The 16,218-nt window shown below is 73.7% G+C and carries 16 protein-coding genes; 5 read left to right on the forward strand and 11 right to left on the reverse strand.

What is annotated here, in order from left to right:
* Nucleotides 1-64 precede the first annotated feature (64 nt).
* Complete coding sequence (gene prfB / locus RF644_RS13375; protein ID WP_017833658.1) at nucleotides 65-1,186, reverse strand: peptide chain release factor 2; 1,122 nt, start codon at nucleotides 1,184-1,186, stop codon at nucleotides 65-67.
* A gap of 88 nt (nucleotides 1,187-1,274) precedes the next feature.
* Between prfB and RF644_RS13380 the strand changes: the two genes are divergently transcribed.
* The 3 genes from RF644_RS13380 to RF644_RS13390 all read left to right on the forward strand — a co-directional run bounded on the left by RF644_RS13380 (nucleotide 1,275) and on the right by RF644_RS13390 (nucleotide 5,887).
* On the forward strand, nucleotides 1,275-2,438 hold the full coding sequence (locus RF644_RS13380) for a glucose-1-phosphate adenylyltransferase family protein (protein WP_368796837.1): 1,164 nt from the start codon (nucleotides 1,275-1,277) through the stop codon (nucleotides 2,436-2,438).
* A gap of 159 nt (nucleotides 2,439-2,597) precedes the next feature.
* Entirely contained in the window at nucleotides 2,598-3,503 is a 906-nt protein-coding gene (locus RF644_RS13385; protein WP_368796838.1) for a glycerophosphodiester phosphodiesterase, read from the forward strand.
* A gap of 104 nt (nucleotides 3,504-3,607) precedes the next feature.
* Nucleotides 3,608-5,887, forward strand: a complete 2,280-nt coding sequence (locus tag RF644_RS13390; RefSeq protein WP_368796839.1) for a DUF3376 domain-containing protein — start codon at nucleotides 3,608-3,610, stop codon at nucleotides 5,885-5,887.
* A 19-nt stretch (nucleotides 5,888-5,906) separates the two neighbouring features.
* On the opposite strand, the gene RF644_RS13395 is transcribed toward RF644_RS13390, so the two are convergent.
* The 7 genes from RF644_RS13395 to RF644_RS13425 form a co-directional block, all read right to left on the reverse strand.
* Nucleotides 5,907-6,452 (reverse strand): pilus assembly protein TadG-related protein, encoded by a 546-nt coding sequence (locus tag RF644_RS13395; protein ID WP_368796841.1) that lies wholly within the window; start codon nucleotides 6,450-6,452, stop codon nucleotides 5,907-5,909.
* Nucleotides 6,449-6,832, reverse strand: coding sequence for a hypothetical protein (locus RF644_RS13400; RefSeq protein ID WP_368796842.1), 384 nt, complete (start codon nucleotides 6,830-6,832; stop codon nucleotides 6,449-6,451). Before RF644_RS13400 ends, RF644_RS13395 begins: the two co-directional genes overlap by 4 nt.
* Before the next feature lie 142 nt (nucleotides 6,833-6,974).
* Nucleotides 6,975-7,382, reverse strand: a complete 408-nt coding sequence (locus tag RF644_RS13405; RefSeq protein ID WP_368796844.1) for a TadE family protein — start codon at nucleotides 7,380-7,382, stop codon at nucleotides 6,975-6,977.
* A 2-nt stretch (nucleotides 7,383-7,384) separates the two neighbouring features.
* Nucleotides 7,385-7,609 (reverse strand): hypothetical protein, encoded by a 225-nt coding sequence (locus tag RF644_RS13410; protein WP_368796845.1) that lies wholly within the window; start codon nucleotides 7,607-7,609, stop codon nucleotides 7,385-7,387.
* A 53-nt stretch (nucleotides 7,610-7,662) separates the two neighbouring features.
* Nucleotides 7,663-8,607 (reverse strand): type II secretion system F family protein, encoded by a 945-nt coding sequence (locus RF644_RS13415; protein WP_133411275.1) that lies wholly within the window; start codon nucleotides 8,605-8,607, stop codon nucleotides 7,663-7,665.
* Entirely contained in the window at nucleotides 8,604-9,461 is an 858-nt protein-coding gene (locus RF644_RS13420; RefSeq protein ID WP_368796846.1) for a type II secretion system F family protein, read from the reverse strand. The genes RF644_RS13415 and RF644_RS13420 overlap by 4 nt, the downstream gene beginning before the upstream one ends.
* Nucleotides 9,458-10,720, reverse strand: a complete 1,263-nt coding sequence (locus RF644_RS13425) for a CpaF family protein (protein ID WP_017833648.1) — start codon at nucleotides 10,718-10,720, stop codon at nucleotides 9,458-9,460. Before RF644_RS13425 ends, RF644_RS13420 begins: the two co-directional genes overlap by 4 nt.
* Nucleotides 10,721-11,060: 340 nt before the next feature.
* Between RF644_RS13425 and RF644_RS13430 the strand changes: the two genes are divergently transcribed.
* Nucleotides 11,061-12,008: a glycerophosphodiester phosphodiesterase gene (locus RF644_RS13430; RefSeq protein WP_368796847.1), complete on the forward strand. Its 948-nt coding sequence runs from the start codon at nucleotides 11,061-11,063 to the stop codon at nucleotides 12,006-12,008.
* Nucleotides 12,009-12,024: 16 nt separating this feature from the next.
* Here the strand turns inward: RF644_RS13430 and RF644_RS13435 are convergent, their stop codons facing one another.
* Together RF644_RS13435 and RF644_RS13440 are read right to left on the reverse strand one after the other, a co-directional pair.
* Nucleotides 12,025-12,441, reverse strand: a complete 417-nt coding sequence (locus RF644_RS13435; protein WP_368796849.1) for a DUF2304 domain-containing protein — start codon at nucleotides 12,439-12,441, stop codon at nucleotides 12,025-12,027.
* 40 nt (nucleotides 12,442-12,481) lie between these two features.
* Entirely contained in the window at nucleotides 12,482-13,147 is a 666-nt protein-coding gene (locus RF644_RS13440; protein WP_368796850.1) for a glycosyltransferase family 2 protein, read from the reverse strand.
* 143 nt (nucleotides 13,148-13,290) lie between these two features.
* Here RF644_RS13440 and RF644_RS13445 point away from each other — a divergent pair, with 143 nt between their 5' ends.
* Nucleotides 13,291-15,342: a DUF6541 family protein gene (locus tag RF644_RS13445; RefSeq protein WP_368796851.1), complete on the forward strand. Its 2,052-nt coding sequence runs from the start codon at nucleotides 13,291-13,293 to the stop codon at nucleotides 15,340-15,342.
* 106 nt (nucleotides 15,343-15,448) lie between these two features.
* Here the strand turns inward: RF644_RS13445 and RF644_RS13450 are convergent, their stop codons facing one another.
* Nucleotides 15,449-16,216: an ABC transporter ATP-binding protein gene (locus RF644_RS13450; protein ID WP_368796852.1), complete on the reverse strand. Its 768-nt coding sequence runs from the start codon at nucleotides 16,214-16,216 to the stop codon at nucleotides 15,449-15,451.
* Between the last annotated feature and the right edge of the window lie 2 nt (nucleotides 16,217-16,218).

The raw sequence follows: 16,218 nt of genomic DNA on the forward strand, positions 1-16,218 counted from the left end.
CAGGGCACCGGGCCCCGGCCGGTCGCGGGACCGGCCGGGGCCCGGGCAGGGGTCCCGCGGGAGTTCAGGCGTCGGCCGGGGCGTGGCGCTGATCGGCGCGCCAGCGGATCCCGGCGTCGACGAAGCCGTCGATCGCGCCGTCGAAGATCGCGGAGGGGTTGCCCTCCTCGTGGTTGGTCCGCAGGTCCTTGACCATCTGGTACGGGTTCAGGACGTAGGAGCGCATCTGGTCGCCCCAGGACGCCTTGACGTCCCCGGCCAGCTCCTTCTTCTTGGCGCTCTCCTCCTCCTGGCGCTGCAGGAGCAGCCGCGACTGGAGCACGCGCAGCGCGGCGGCGCGGTTCTGGATCTGGGACTTCTCGTTCTGCATGGACACGACGATGCCCGTGGGGATGTGGGTCATCCGCACGGCGGAGTCCGTGGTGTTCACGGACTGCCCGCCGGGGCCCGAGGAGCGGAAGACGTCCACCTTGATCTCGGACTCGGGGATCTCGATCGAGTCGTCCTGCTCGATGAGCGGGATGACCTCCACCGCCGCGAACGAGGTCTGGCGCCGCCCCTGGTTGTCGAAGGGGGAGATGCGGACGAGCCGGTGGGTGCCGGCCTCGACGGACAGGGTGCCGAAGGCGTAGGGGGCCTTGACCTCGAAGGTCGCGGACTTCAGGCCCGCCTCCTCCGCGTAGGAGGTGTCCAGGACGGTGGTCGGGTAGCCGTGGCGCTCCGCCCAGCGCAGGTACATGCGCATGAGCATCTCGGCGAAGTCGGCGGCGTCCACGCCGCCGGCGCCGGAGCGGATGGTCACCACGGCCTCGCGCTCGTCGTACTCGCCCGAGAGCAGGGTCTGGACCTCCAGCCGGGAGAGCGCCTTCTTGACCGCGGCGAGCTCCTCCACGGCGAGCTCCAGGGTCTCCGCGTCGTCCTCCTCGGCGGCCAGCTGCACCATGACCTCGATGTCGTCGATGCGGCCGCCCAGCTTCTCGAGCCGCTCGAGGTCGGACTGCTTGTGGGAGAGCTTGGAGGTGATCTTCTGCGCCGCGGCCTGGTCGTCCCACAGGTCCGGGGCGGTCGCCTGCTGCGAGAGCTCGGCGATGTCCCGCTTGATGGCGTCGACGTCGCTCACGGCCTCGATGGACGCGAACGTGGAACGGAGGGCGGAGATCTCTGCCGGGAAGTCAAGGGAGGCCATGGAAGCCAAGATTATCCCATGGGGGCAAATCATCCCGGCCCGGCCCGGCGCCCCTCTGGCAGGATGGTGCCGAGAGGAAGGAAGCACGATGCGCATCCCTCGCACGCTGGCCCTGGTCCTCGCCGGCGGGAAGGGCTCCCGGCTCGGCGCCCTGACCGAGAAGAAGGTCAAGCCCGCCCTGCCCGTGGCGGGCACCTACCGGCTCATCGACGTCGCCCTGTCCAACCTCGTGCACTCCCACCTCTCGGACGTGTGGGTCGTCGAGCAGTTCCTCCCGCACAGCCTCAACCAGCACCTGGCCAACGGGCGCCCCTGGGACCTCGACCGCACCCACGGCGGGCTCCAGGTCCTGCCCCCGTACCAGGGCACCGAGGGCGAGGGCTTCGCCGAGGGCAACGCGGACTCGCTCTACCGGCAGAAGGACCTGATCCGCGACTTCGCCCCGGACCTGGTCCTGGTGCTCAGCGCCGACCACCTCTACACGCTGAACTTCCTCGACGTGATCGACACCCACCTCGAGCGGGGCGCCGACCTGACGGTGGTCACCACGCTGGTCGACGAGGACCCCTCCCGCTACGGCGTGGTGCAGACCGACGACGGCGGCCGCGTCACCGGCTTCGACTACAAGCCGGACGAGCCCCGGGGGCGGCTGGTCGCGGCCGAGATGTTCCTCTACGACGCGCAGAAGCTGCTGGAGGCCCTGGACCTCGTGCACGAGCAGGAGGGCGGGCTCGAGGACTACGGCAACGACCTGGTCCCGTGGTTCGTGGCGCACCGCACGGTGGTGGAGCACCGCCTGGACGGGTACTGGATGGACCTGGGCACCCTGCAGTCCTACTGGACCGCGCACCTGCAAATGCTCGACGGCGACGGCGTGGCCCTGGACGACCCCGGCTGGCCGATCCTCTCGGCCCAGCCGCAGCGCGTGCCCGCCCGGATCGCCGGCAGCGCGGATCTGCGCGCCTCGATGGTCGCCGCGGGCGCGACCGTGCGCGGTGGGGTGGAGCACTCGGTGCTCGGGCCCGGCGTCGTCGTCGAGGAGGGCGCCGCGGTGCGCAGCTCGGTGCTGCTGGACGGCGTCCGGGTGGGGCCGGGGGTGACCCTCGTGAACGTCGTGGCGGACATGGGCGCCGACATCACCGGCGGCGGCCGCCGCGGCTCGGAGCAGGGCATCACCCTGATCGGCGAGGACGGGAAGGTGCGCACCACGGAGGACTTTGACCGCTCCGCGGCCCTCCCGTACGGCTACTGACGCACAGCCGTCGGTGCCCCTGCGCCCGGTCCTGCCCTGCGTCACGCGGACGCGCCGTAACGCCGCAGTAACGCGGCGCCCGCATTCTGCTCGTATGCAGGTGCCCGCAGCGCTGCAGCGCCCGGAGCACGAGTGCTGTCCCGAGCGGGAGGAATCTCCATGAGCAACGCACTCATCAGGCAGGACGGGCCCGGCTCCGTCGTCGCGGACAACCTCTGGGAGTTCCGGCTGGGTGCTGTCCCCTTCGCGGTGGGCCTGCTGGCGGGCGTGGCCGGAACGGTGCTGACGCTGCGCAGGGCCAAAGGGTCCGAGCAGCCCAGGACGCGAACGCCGACGGGCTGGCCGGTCAACATCGCCCACCGGGGCGGTGCCGCGCTGGTGCCGGAGAACACCCTCGAGGGCTTCCGGGAAGCAGTGGGCCTCGGGGACGTCACCCTGGAACTGGACGCGCGGATGTGCGCCGACGGCGAGATCGTCGTGATTCACGACGCCACGGTGGAGCGGACGACCGACGGCACCGGGACAGTGGCCCACAAGGGCCGCGCCGACCTGCAGCGACTGGACGCCGGGTACCGATTCCCCTCGGACGACGTGGCCGACCACCCTTGGCGAGGGCGCGGCGTGCGCGTCCCCACGCTCGAGGCGGTCTACCGGCAGCACCCCGACCGGCCCGTCGTCATCGAGCTCAAGGACGAGCGGCCCGGCTCGGCGGAGGCCCTGTGGCGGACCGTCGACGCCGCCGGCGCCCAGGCGCGCACGCTCGTGGCCACGAACCGCACGCCCCCGCTCCGGCGCTTCCGGCAGGCCTCCGGCGGGGTGGTCCCGACGGCGGCCACCGTGAACGAGTTCGCCCTCTTCTGGCTGCTCAGCTTCCTGCACCTCCACCGCGCCTACGACCCGCCGTTCCAGGCGCTCCAGCCGCCGGAGGTCTACAAGGGCATCCGGGTGGTCACCCCACGCCTCGTCCGACGCGCCCACGAGGCGGGGCTCAGGGTCGACGTCTGGACGATCAACGCCGAGGCGGACATGCGCCGGCTGTTGGACTGGGGCGTCGACGGCTCATGACGGACCGCCCTGACGTCCTGGCCGGGGTGCTCAGCGGCGACTGACCGGACAGCACGCATCCCGGCGTCCGCCGTCCGCGGTCGCACGAGCAGAGAGACACCACGATGAACGCACAGCGGGAGACCCGCTTCGCCCTGGTCCTCAACGGCGGGGTGAGCCTGGCCGTCTGGATGGGCGGGGTGACGCACGAGCTCAATCGGCTGCGGCTGGCGTCTGCCGGCGCATCTCCACCCGAACGTCCGGCCGAGGCGGCCGTGCAGAAGGCCTGGCGGGACGTCCTCGCCGCCGCAGACCGCACTGCCGTTGTCGACACCGTTGCGGGCACCAGCGCGGGAGGAGTCAACGGCACCCTGATCGCCGCGGCCATCGCCGGAGGCAAGGACCTCCCGGACATGAGGTCCACCTGGTCCGATCTCGCGGCCCTGCGGCCGGGGCAGCTCCTGCGCGAGCCGCCGAAGCGCCCGGGCAGGGGCACCCAGCCCATGAACTCCATGCTCGACGGGACGTTCTTCCACGACCAGCTCGAGAACCTGATCGGCCGGCTGGCCGGAGACGGTGCCGTGACGGAGTCCCAGGACTGCACGCTCCTCGTGACGGCGACGGCCCTCGACGCCCCGGCGGTGCCGATCCACCTCGAGGGCGAGGCACACGGGGCCATGGTGGACAGTCGTCGCGTCTTCCGGTTCGAACGCCGCACGGACGACGAACGCCGTGTCAAGGACGACTTCGCCGACCGGCGGGAGTGCCTGGCCCTGGCGTCCCGCGCCTCGGCCTCGTTCCCGGTGGCGTTCGAGCCCGTGGGCGAGACGGAGGAGCTGCACCGCTGCCTGATCTCGCCGTCCGGGGCGGAGAGGACGCCATTCCTCATCGACGGCGGGGTCCTCGACAACGCCCCGTTCGGCCCGCTCATGGACGTCCTCCGGCAGCGGCCGGTCGGGGCGCCGTTCGACCGGGTGCTGCTGTACGTCACACCCTCGCCGGGGGTCTCCGGCCCCGCCAAGGCGCTGGAGGAGCGCCCCTCCGCCGCCCGGATCCTGGGCCGGGTCGTGAGCGCGACCCGCGAACCCGACCAGCGTCTGGACTACGAGGGCCTGCGCGACGCGTTCCGGCGCATGGGCTACACGGTCTCGGCTCCGCACGACGCCGTCGTCCGGCTCCTGCGCTCTCCCGACCCCGCCGCCTACATCGAGACGTCACAGGCCGTGCTGGCCGCAGACCAATGGTTCAGGACGTACCGCTTCTCCCGGGCCGAGGCCGTGGAACACTGGCTCGGCTCCTTCGACTCCGGCGTTCGCTTCGCACTTCCCGAGCCCACCGAGCTCCACCCGGACGACCTGCATCCGGTCCCGACCCGGCTCGCTTACACGGAGGACCAGTGGCGTTGGGGACTGGCGACCGCGGAACGCCTGCTGCGCTGGTGGGGACGGGCGCTGGTGGCCTACTCACGGGACAGGGGCGACCTCGGCGGCGCGATGCAGCACGCCTTCGGCGAGGTCGACCGGGCACAGCGGCGCATCGCCCGGCTCGAGGAACAGCTGGAGGCGCACCTGCGAACGGACGTCCCGACGACCGCCACGGCACGGGCGCACCGGTTGAACGACTTCTACACCCCCGCCATGGACGCCGACATCAGAGGGGCCGTCCATGCCGCTGCGCAGGCCATCGCCCGCCTGCCCATGCTCGAGGACGTCGACGCGGCCTCCCTCATCGACTTCACGCTGGCCGTCGAGGTGGCCAGCGCCGTCCTCGCGTGGAGCACCAACTCCGAGGCGGACGAACCCACGTTCCGCTACCGGCAGATCACCCCGGCGGCCCGCCCCATCCTGTCCGTCGGCGAGGTCACCGGGAAGGACGACTGGCTGGAGCGCAAGCTGTACGGGCAGCGGTGGGCCCACTTCGGTGCCTTCGCCAGCGACGAGGGACGCTGCGCCGACTGGCTGTGGGGTCGCCTCGACGGGGCGAGCGCCCTCTGCGACTACCTGCTGGAGTCGGTGGACCCGGACGAGGCCCGGCCGCTCAAGGAGGAGCTGGCCCGGGCGATCCTCGCCGCCGAGGACAGCAGCGAGGACCTGCTGCGCGCCGCCGTGGCCGAGGCCGACGGCACGACCGGAGCGTCCCTGCTGCGCCACATGAGCCGGCCCGAGCGGCAGAGCGCCGCGCGGCTGCTGTGGCGGCAGGCCGTCACGCTCGCGGCGGACACCTCACCCGGCGCGGCTCGTGCCCAGCACGTGGCCCGCGCCTTCGCCGATCCCACCTGGAAGGCGAAGGACCTGCGGAAGGCGGCACCCTTGCGGACCAGGGCCCTGGCGCGCAGCGCACGCATCTACGGCTGGCCGGTCCGTGGCATGGTCCGCCGCCGGGTCGAACGGCTGCTCGACCTCTGAGAACCGCCCCGAAGATCGTTCACCGCCCCAGTTGCGCGCGGGCGTCGCTCGTGGCGGAGATCGGGATGCCGTCGGGCACCAGCAGGTTGACCACGGGCGGGTGCACGACGGCGGACAGCGTCACCTCCGCGGTCCGCCCGTCCGGGCTTCCCGTGGGCGCGGCCAGGGCCAGGCCCGGGGTGTCGGTCCAGGCGCGGACCGTGTCGAGGTAGGCGGCCGCGGCACCCGCCACGGCGTCGTCGTCGAGGACCGTGGCCGGTGGGGCGCCGCCCTCCCCCGGGTCCAGCGCCACGAACGTGTCGGCCGCGGCGAGCGCGGCGTTGTCCGCCAGCACCTGGAGCTTGCGCTCCCCCACGTAGACCGCGGTGACGGCCATGACCACGATGGTCAGCAGGAGCAGCACGACCGCGAAGCCGATGACGAGGATCGTGACCTGGCCGTCGTCCCGGTCCTCGCCCCGGTCAGCGCCCCGGTCGTGGTCCCGGTTCTGGTCCCGGGCGTGGTCCCGGTTCTGGTCCCGGCTCCTGTCCCGGCGCGGGCCGGGGCCGGCGGTCCGCCCGCTCATCCGTAGCGGCCGATCACGACCGTGGCCGAGGACGTCAGCACGGCCACGTCCAGATCGGTCAACCCGGGCACCAGCGGCAGCGGGACCTCCAGGGTGGCGTGCACCGTGGCCACCGCACCGGGCTCCGCGCAGGCCCCGTCGGAGCACTCGAGGCGGAGCGCCAGCCGGTCGGGGGCGAAGCCCTGGTCCGCGGCCGCCAGCTGCGCCGCCGCGGTCAGCCCGGTGTCCGAGAGCGCACCGGGCTCGGCCCGGGCCAGCACCTGGGACGCCTGCTGCGCGGCGGCCACCACCCCGAAGGCCCCGGCCTGGACCTGGGCCACCGCGAGCACGAAGTAGACCACGGGGACGAGCAGCAGCGTGCCCAGCGCCACGAACTCCACGACCGCGCTGCCCTCGTCACCGCCCGCAGTCCTCCCGAGCACATCGGGCGGCCCGGCCGCACGGGCCGCCCCGGTCGCTCCGGTCGCTCCGGTCGAGGCAGCCGTAGCCGTCGATGCCGCTGCTCCGGTGGAGGCAGGAGCTTCAGTCGCCGAGGACGGCATGGCCGCGCACCTCCAGGGAGTCGGGCGGACCGAACAGCGCCACCACGGGCAGGGGCGAGACCACCGTGATCTCCAGGGTCCGCAGCTCGCCCACCGCCGCGGTGGTCGCGACGACGTCCTGGGCGTACCGGGGGCCGAGGGCGCCGGTGACGATCCGGCGGGTCCGCTCGACCCCGTCCTCGGGCGAGCGGTCGGCCAGGGTGCCGTACCGGGCGCCGGCCGCGGCGGCGTCGATCAGCGTGTTGCGCACGTGCAGGGCCAGGGCCAGCTGCAGCGTGGCCGCGAAGATCATCGCCACGAGGCCGGCCACCATCACGTACTCGACCACCGCACTGCCCCGGTCCGTCTCCGGGGGCCCGGCGCCCGGCCGGGCGCACTCCTCGTCCATCCTCAGTTCTGGCTCACGCGCGCCATCGCGTCCTGGAAGAGCCCCTCCAAGGCCGGCTGCGCCACCAGCAGCAGCCCGGCCACGAGCACTGCGGACATCAGGGTCAGCATCACCCAGCCGGGGACGTCCCCGCGGTCCGGATCATCGGCGGCGAGCCGCTCGCGCAGCGCGGCGAGGGCCATGGCGAGGACGCCGAGCAGGGCGGCGAGCCGGTGGAGGTGTGTCATGGGGTGTGTCCTTTCCTGGAGGGCTGCCGGTCCCCGGCCGCCCGGATGAGAGGTCAGAAGCCGAGCTCGAGCACGGCGATCCCGGGGAACACGGCGAACACGACCGTCAGCGGCAGCACGCAGAACACGAGGGGCACCATCATGGCGATCTCCTTGCGCCCGGCGGCCTCCATCAGCTCGCGCTTGTCGTTGTCCCGCACGTCCTGGGCCTGGGCCCGGAGCACGTCCGCCAGGGGCGTGCCGCGCTCGATGGCCACGACGATGCCGTCCACGAACCGCCCGATGGGCGCCACCGGGGTGCGCGCGGAGAAGTCCTGGAGGGCGTGCACGAGTCCGGCGCCGGACCGGGTCTGTGCGAGCACCGCGCGGAACTCCGCCGTGAGCTCTCCCTCGGCGACCCGGCACACCCGCTCGAGCGAACCCACCGCGCTCTCCCCTGCGCCCACCGACAGCGCCATCAGCTCGGCGACGGCGGGGAACTCGGCCAGCATCCGGGCCTCGCGGAGCCGGATCCGCCGGCTCAGCAGGTGCCCGCGCAGCAGGTGCCCGGCGGCCGTGGCCGCGCCCACGGCCAGCAGCACCCCGCCGGGGCCCGTGCCCCAGCGCGCCTCGGCGGCCACGCCGAGCAGGACGCCCAGCAGCAGGCCCCCCGTCGCGCACAGGAGCTGCTCGGCGCGGAAGTCCGCCGCCGTGGTGCTGACGCCCGCCCGGACCAGGCGTCCCTCCAGGGCCGCCGACGGGGCGGCGTGCCGGAACACGCGGTGGGCCAGCCCGCGCACGACCGGGTCCAGCCCCGCTGCGGCCCGGCCGGGTGTCCGGGCGGAGCGGCGCCCGGGGCGCGCGAGCAGCGCCGACTCGACCTCCACCGAGCGCAGCTGCGGGGCGATCCGGGTCGCGAAGGACGGCCGGCCGGTGACCCGGGCACCGGTGAGCACCAGCCACAGCCCGGCGGCGTGCACCAGGCCGAGGAGCACCAGCAGGGCGGGGGAAGCACTCACCGCAGCACCCGCTCGGGCTCGGGCAGCGCCCCGATCCGCAGCATGAGGCGGTAGGCGATCGTGGAGACGAGCAGCCCGCCGATCAGCACCAGGGCGCCGGCCGGGGTGTCGTAGGCCCGGATCGCGGCGGGCTGGGTGGCCATCAGCGCCAGCACGATCCACGGTGCGGCCACCGCCAGCCGGGCGGCGTTGACCGTCCAGGACTGCCGGGCCTCCAGCTCTCCGCGGGTGCGGGTGTTCTCCCGCAGGAACTCGGACAGCGTGCCGAGCAGCCGGCCGAGGTCGGTCCCGCCCACCTCCCGGGTCACCCGCAGGGCCTCCACGATGTTGTCGGCCACGGGGTCGGCCAGCCGGTCCTTGAGCAGGGTGAGCGCGCCCTGCAGCTGCCCCGAGGCGCGGTAGTCGGCGGCGAACCGGGCGAAGGCCGGGCGCACCGGCTCGGGTCCGCGGTACTGCAGCTGGATCAGCGCCTCGGGCAGGGACATCCCGGCCCGGATCGCCGAGCGCAGGTGGTCGACCACGTCGGGCCACACCTCGCGCAGGGCGGCCGCCCGGCGCCGGGCCCGGTGCTGGACCACCGCCAGGGGAACCCATCCGCCCAGGACGGCGGCGCACAGGCCGAGGACCGCCGCGCCGGTGACCGCGGCGACGAGCAGTCCGCTCAGCGTCCCGGCCGCGGCGCAGGCGGCCAGCAGTCCCGCCGGACCGACCCGGGCCAGGTCCGCGCGCAGCAGCAGCTCGCGCAGCCGGCCGGGCCGGCGCGGGCCGGCCGCGCGCGGCGCCTCCTCGGTCCAGCAGGACCACCAGAGCAGGAACACGCCCGCCCCCAGCAGCACGCCCAGCGCCGCGCTCACCGCGCTGCTCCGACCGGGCCGTCGTCCGCCAGCAGCTCGCTCACCCGGTGCCCGGCCCGCTCGAACTTCCACGCCGCCGGCGCCTCGGCGGCCACGGCCAGCAGGGCGCCGTCCGTCTCGGCGAAGACCGGGTACGTCTCGATCACGCCGTTCTCGACCCGGTTGCCGATCGCGAGGATCTCGCTCACCCGGCGGCGGCCGTGCCGGTCCCGGTGGCAGTGCACCACGAGGTCGAAGCACGAGGCCACCGTGGGCACCACGAACCCGGAGCTGATGTTCTCCCCCGCCAGCAGCGGCAGGGTGCAGATCTTGGTCACGGCGTCCCGGGCGGAGTTCGCGTGCAGGCTGCACATCCCCGGGAGTCCGCTGTTGAGCGCGATGAGCATGTCCAGGCTCTCCGCCTCCCGGACCTCCCCGACCACGAGCCGGTCCGGGCGCATCCGCAGCGCCTCCTTGACGAGCCGGCGCAGGGGGATCTCGCCCGTGCCCTCGAGATTGGGCTGACGGCACTGCATCCCCACGACGTCGCGCAGCGGGACCTGCAGCTCGAAGATCTCCTCGACCGTCACCACCCGCTCCCGGGGGCCGATCGAGGCGCACAGACAGTTCAGCAGCGTGGTCTTGCCCGCCTGCGTGGCGCCGGAGACGAGGATGTTGAGCCCGCTGGCCACGGCCGCGTCGAGGAAGCGCGCGGCGCGCGGCGGCAGCGCGCCCAGCTCCACGAGGTCGTCCAGGCGCCGGGCCCGGGCCACGAACTTGCGGATGTTCACGGCCCAGTGCCGGCGCGTCACGTCCGGGATCACCACGTGCAGCCGGGACCCGTCCGGCAGCGCCGCGTCCACGAACGGGGAGGACAGGTCCAGGCGCCGGCCCGAGGACTTGAGCATCCGCTCCACCAGGTTGCGGATCTGGGCCTCGGTCAGCACGAGGCTCGTCAGCTCGGACTCCCCGCCGCGGGCGGCGTAGACCTCCGCGGGGCCGTTGATCCAGATCTCCTCGATCCGCGGGTCGTCGAGCAGCGGCTGCAGCGGCCCGAACCCGGCGACCAGGTCCAGCAGCACCCGCCGGGCGGCGTCCAGGTCTGCCAGGGCCGGCAGCACCCCGCGCGCCGAGCGCTGGTCGTAGTCGCGCACCGCGGCGTCCACCAGCTCCCGGGTCCGCTCCAGCTCGAGCACCGGGTCCAGCCCCCGGCGCCGGATCAGCTCCCGCACCTCGGCCTCGACCAGCCCGAGCGCGTCCTCGGAGAGCAGTGCCGTCATCCGTCCCCCTGCGCGTTCCCCGGCGCGGGATCCGCGCCGGCGGCGCTCCCCCCGGAGCGCATGCACAGGAACATAGGCCGATCCGATGTCGTCCCCACAACCCCCGTCCGGGCTCCTGTGGACAGCCGTCGCTGACCTGCGACGTTGTTCCCGTCCGGAAACACATGAAGTGTCACAGGATGCGGGCGCATGAAACCAGGTCGGCGAGGGCGACGTCCGGAGAGGGCGTGCAGGCCGGGCCGCCTGGCCGTAGGGTGGCGGGCGAACACGCTCCCCACCGGGCGTCCGCGTCACGGCACCGCCCGTGCCGCACGCGCTGCCCCCGATCGCAAGGACCGCCGTGACCCATGTGACCACCGAGCAGGACGGCACACGCCCCGCCGTCGCCGCTCGTCTCCGGGCGCTGCTCCGCGCGGGCGTCCCCTTCGCCGGGAACCTGCTCACGAGCGCGGCCGGAGCGGCCCTCGGCCGGCACCTGGTGGCCCCGTCGCCGGTCCCGAGGGCAGCCGTGCCCCGGGACTGGCCGGCCGTCTTCGCGCACCGGGGCGGCGCCGAGGTCGCCCCGGAGAACACCCTCGAGGCGTTCCGAGCCGCCGCGGCCCTCGGGGACGTGGTGCTGGAGCTCGACGTGCAGGCCTCCGCCGACGGCACGGCCGTGCTGATGCACGACCTCACGGTGGACCGCACCACGGACGGGACCGGCGCCGTCGCGCTGATGTCCACCCCGGAGCTCCAAAGCCTGGACGCCGGGCACGCGTTCACCCTCGACGGCGGGACCTTCCCGTGGCGGGGGCGCGGGGTGCACGTCCCCACGCTCGCGGAGGTCTACGAGGCGTTCCCCGAGCACCCCGTGGCGATCGAGCTCAAGGGCAACCGTGCCGGCGCCGAGGAGATCGTCTGGCGGGCCGTCCGGGCGGCGGGTGCCCAGGAGCGCACGCTCGTCGCGACGAACCGCACGGCCTCGATCCGGCGGTTCCGCCAGGTCTCGGGCGGGGCGGTCCCCACGGCGGCCTCCCCCACGGAGTTCGCGGCCTTCCGGTTGCTGTGCCTGCTGGGTCGGCACCAGCGCCACACACTCCCGTTCCAGGGCCTGCAGCCGCCGGACTCGCTCCTTGGCCTGCGCGTGCTCACGCCCGGACTCGTGCGCAGTGCCCAGCAGGCGGGTCTGCGGGTGGACGTCTGGACCATCGACCGGGAGGACGACATGCGCCGCCTGCTGGGGTGGGGTGTGGACGGCGTCATGACGGACCGGCCGGACCTGCTGTCCCGGGTGCTCCGGGAGGCCTGATCCGCGCCGGGGCCGGTCAGGCTGCGGGGCGCTGCGCCGGCGAGGTCTCGGCGAAGTCCCGCACCGAGGCGCGCTGGGCGTGCTCCGGGGCCGGGGCCCAGGGCCGCTCCGCCTCGGCGACGGCGATGTGCCGGGCCAGCCGGGTCACGTTGACCTCCTGCTGGCGGTTGCGCAGCGCGGAGGTGGCCTGGGTGATCATGAAGATCACCACGAAGCCGTACAGGACGAGGTCGGTGCCGCGTCCGATCCCGAAGAAGTGGGCCACGCCCGTGAGCAGGTCGGGGAAGAAGATGGACAGCGCCGCGAAGATGAAGAAGGCCAGGCCCACCACGCGGCGGATCGCCTGGTGCTTCGCGTTGGCCCCGCCGCGGATCAGGGCGAGCGCGCCGTAGCCCACGGCCAGGACCAGCAGGATCTGGACGGCGTAGATCATCGGACGGCTCTTCCCTTCGACGGTGCGGACTGGGTGCGGACTACTTGACGAACAGCTCGGCGAGGATGTTCACGCCGTTGAGCAGCGACTGCCCCTTGGACTTCGAGTAGTCCGTGTAGACGATCTCCACCGGATGCTCGACCCAGCGGGGCCGGATGTCGGCCAGCTGGTCGACGATCTCCGAGGCGTGCGCCATCCGGTTCTGGGTCAGCCGGATCCGGGACAGGCTCCCCCGGTCGATGGCGCGCAGCCCGTTGTGGGCGTCGGAGAGGTCCATGCCGGTGGACAGCTTCGAGAAGAACGCGGCGGTGCGCAGCACGACCCGCTTGAGCGGGGAGATCCGGGTGCGCCCGTCGAGGAAGCGGGAGCCCAGCACGACCTCGGCCTCGCCCGAGCGGATCCGCTCGACCATGTCCCACGCGTCAGTCACGCGGTGCTGGCCGTCGGAGTCGAAGGTGACCACGCAGTCCATGCCGGGGTCCTGCAGGGCGTACTCGAAACCGGTCTGCAGCGCCGCTCCCTGCCCCAGGTTGATGGGGTGCTGGACGACGACGGCGCCGGCCTCGGCGCAGATCCGGGCCGAGTCGTCGGAGGATCCGTCGTCGACGCAGACGACGTGCGGGAAGGTCTTCCGGAGCTCCTTCAGCACCTCTCCCACGACGGCCGCCTCGTTGTACACGGGCATGACGATCCACGAACGACTCACCCGGACATTCTCGCACAGCTCGCCGGACCCGCCCGTCAGGTCGGCGGCCGGACGCGGGCAGGCCGCTATGATCGACCCGACCCTTCCCCCCACCGTGAGGACAAGACCGTGCCCGCTGCCAGGCAGAGCCCCGCAGGACCGACGTGCTGACGGAGTGGGGACCCCATCTGCCGGCGTTCCTGGTCCTGCTGGCGTTCCTGTGGCTGCCGGGGCTGGCGCTGCTGTGGGCCTTCGGTCAGCGCGGGGGCCGGATCCTGCTGACGGCACCGGTCTTCAGCGTCGCCGTCGTCGGGCTCACGGGCGTGGTCCTGGACCTGGCGGGCATCCCCTACGGCGCGCTCACCCAGGTGGCCGCCGCGGTGGTGCTGGCGGCGCTGGCGTGGCTGGTCGGCCGGCTCCTCCCCCGGGGCGGCCACGCGCCCGGCCCGCACGACGCCGGGGCGGACCCGGCCGACCCGGCGGAGCGCTCCGGCGGCGCGGGCCGCTGGCTCTTCCCGGCGGGCGCGGCCGCCGGGCTGGCGATCGGGGCGGTGCTGCTGGTGCGCCGGATGGCGTCCGTGATCGGGCACCCGGAGGCGATGGCCCAGCGCTGGGACAACATCTTCCACCTCAACGCCATCCGCTACGTCGTCGAGACCGGCAGCGGCTCGACCCTGACCCTGAACCGGATGGTCAGCCCGGAGAGCACCATCGCGCTGTACCCCGCGGCGTGGCACCAGCTGGCGTCCCTCGCGGTGCCCCTGGCCGGCGACAGCGTGCTCGTGGCCCACAACCTGACGCTGCTCGCGGTGGGCGGGCTCGTCTGGCCCGCCTCGTGCATCTTCCTGGTCCGCTGCCTCGTCGGCCCGTCCCCCGTGGCGGCCGTGGTCGCCGGCACGGCCGCCGCCGGGTTCAGCGTCTTCCCGCTGGGCCTGATGGCCTGGGGGCCGCTCTTCCCCAACCTCCTCGCCCTGGCGCTCGCCCCCGTGTCCCTCGGTCTGCTCGTGCGGCTGCTCGGCCCCGGGGTGACCGCGGACCGGACGGCGCGCACCCCGGACACCGCCGGCCGGATCCGGCTTGCCGCCAGCCTGGTGGTCACCCTCGGCGCGCTGTTCGTCTCCCAGCCCAACGCGTTCCTCGCCCTGCTCGTGGTCGCCGTCCCCCTGGCGGCCACGGCGTGGTGGCTCGGGCTGCGGGCGGCCGCGGGCGCCCGGCGCCGAGGTCCCGCCCTCGGGCTCGTGGCGGTCGCGGTCGTCGTGGTCACCACGTGGCTGCTCCTGTGGAACGTCCTGACCACGGACCGCGCGTGGGACCCCTTCACGTCCTTCGGCCGGGGCGTGGGCGAGGCCGTCATGTTCACGGCGAACGGCCGCGACGACGTCCCGTGGGTGCTCGTGGTGCTGACCGCGGCGGGGGTCTACGCCGCGATCAGCCGCCGCCGGCTGCGCTGGCTCGTGCTGGGGCACCTGTCGCTCGTGCTCCTGTACGCGGTCTCCGCCGGCGGGGAGGAGGGCCCGTGGCGGGAGTGGCTCACCGGGGGATGGTACGTGGACTCCTACCGCCTGGCGGCCACCCTCCCGCTGACCGCGGTCCCCCTCGCCGCCCTCGGCACCGCGCACGTGGTGGAGGGCCTGGCGGCCGGCGCCACGGCGCTAGCCTCGTTCGCCGGCCGGCCCCGGGCCGCCCGCGCCGCCCTTCCCGTCGCGGCCGTCGTGGTGCTCGCCCTCGTGGTCCCCTACTCCCAGGTCGGGTCCCTGACCCAGGCCACGCGGTGGGGCAAGCAGTACTACGCGTGGGAGGGCGCCGAGAGCGTGCTGACCCGGGACGAGTACGAGCTCCTGGAGGACCTCGACGAGCTCACGGACCCCGAGGACGTCATCGCCGTCAACCCGTGGAACGGCGGCTCCCTGGCGTTCGCGGTCGGTGAGCGGCCCGTCACCCAGTACCACGTGGGGACGCCCGGCCCGGAGGTGCAGGAGATCGTGACGGGCATCGACGCCGCCGTCCCCGGCAGTCCCGCCTGCGAGGCCGCCGAGGAGCTCGACGTCCGCTACGTCCTGGACTTCGGGACCCAGTTCATCATCCCGGACGAGCCGTCCGCCCTCGCCTACACCGGGGTCAACGCCGTGGACCCGGCCGTGGACCTGAACCTGGTGCTGGTCGAGCGCAACGGGCAGGCCGCGCTCTATGAGATCGTCGGCTGCGACGGCGCCTGATCCTGCTGCGGCGGGACCCCCGTCCAGCGACGGACGACGGGCCGCCCGGTTCCTCGCGGAGCCGGGCGGCCCGTCGTCGTCCGCGGGGCGCGGGCAGGAAGGATCGTCAGCCGGCGTTCTCCGCGGCGCGGAACTGCTCGATCACCTCGTCGATGGGCCCGTCGCTGCGGACCCGGCCGCGCTCGATCCACACCCCGCGGTCGCAGACCTTGCGGACCACGTCGAAGTCGTGGCTGACGACGAGCAGCGTCTTGCCCTCCTCGGAGAGCTCCTTGACCCGGCCCAGGCTCTTGCGCTGGAAGGGCTCGTCGCCCACCGAGAGGATCTCGTCGATGATGAAGATGTCCGGGTCGGTGAACACCGCCACGGCGAAGGCCAGGCGCAGGTACATGCCGGACGAGTAGAACTTCACCTCGGTGTCGATGAACTGCTCGATCTCGGAGAACGCCACGATCTGGTCGAACTTCCGGTCGATGTCCTCCTTGGACATGCCGAGGATCGCGCCGTTGAGGTACACGTTGTCGCGGCCGGTGAGGTCGGGGTGGAAGCCGGCGCCGACCTCGATCAGCCCGGCCACGCGCCCGTTGACCACGAGCGAGCCCCCGTCGGGGCTCATCACGCCGGAGACCAGCTTGAGGAACGTGGACTTCCCGGAGCCGTTGAGTCCCACGAGCGCCACGCTCTCCCCCGGCCGGATGCTGAGGCTGAGGTCCTCGAGGGCGCGGAAGCGGTTGGAGATGTCCTGGCGCCGCCCCCGCGCGAGCCACATCACCGTCTCCTTGAGGGAACGGGCGTGGCGGAGCGAGAACTCCTTGGCCAGGTGCTCGGCCACCACGGCGGGCTCGGCCGGCGGGGTGGTGCGGTCGGTGCTCATCG

The organism is Kocuria sp. CPCC 205258, from assembly GCF_040981005.1.
Lineage (GTDB): Bacteria > Actinomycetota > Actinomycetes > Actinomycetales > Micrococcaceae > Kocuria > Kocuria rosea.

Bases quoted from the DNA above. Each gene is read 5' to 3' on its own strand.
- RF644_RS13405 (WP_368796844.1), bottom strand. From the start codon at position 7,382: ATGGACGAGGAGTGCGCCCGGCCGGGCGCCGGGCCCCCGGAGACGGAC.
- RF644_RS13390 (WP_368796839.1), top strand. From the start codon at position 3,608: ATGAACGCACAGCGGGAGACCCGCTTCGCCCTGGTCCTCAACGGCGGG.
- RF644_RS13425 (WP_017833648.1), bottom strand. From the start codon at position 10,720: ATGACGGCACTGCTCTCCGAGGACGCGCTCGGGCTGGTCGAGGCCGAG.
- prfB (WP_017833658.1), bottom strand. From the start codon at position 1,186: ATGGCCTCCCTTGACTTCCCGGCAGAGATCTCCGCCCTCCGTTCCACG.
- RF644_RS13410 (WP_368796845.1), bottom strand. From the start codon at position 7,609: ATGACACACCTCCACCGGCTCGCCGCCCTGCTCGGCGTCCTCGCCATG.
- RF644_RS13395 (WP_368796841.1), bottom strand. From the start codon at position 6,452: ATGAGCGGGCGGACCGCCGGCCCCGGCCCGCGCCGGGACAGGAGCCGG.
- RF644_RS13450 (WP_368796852.1), bottom strand. From the start codon at position 16,216: ATGAGCACCGACCGCACCACCCCGCCGGCCGAGCCCGCCGTGGTGGCC.
- RF644_RS13380 (WP_368796837.1), top strand. From the start codon at position 1,275: ATGCGCATCCCTCGCACGCTGGCCCTGGTCCTCGCCGGCGGGAAGGGC.
- RF644_RS13385 (WP_368796838.1), top strand. From the start codon at position 2,598: ATGAGCAACGCACTCATCAGGCAGGACGGGCCCGGCTCCGTCGTCGCG.
- RF644_RS13435 (WP_368796849.1), bottom strand. From the start codon at position 12,441: ATGATCTACGCCGTCCAGATCCTGCTGGTCCTGGCCGTGGGCTACGGC.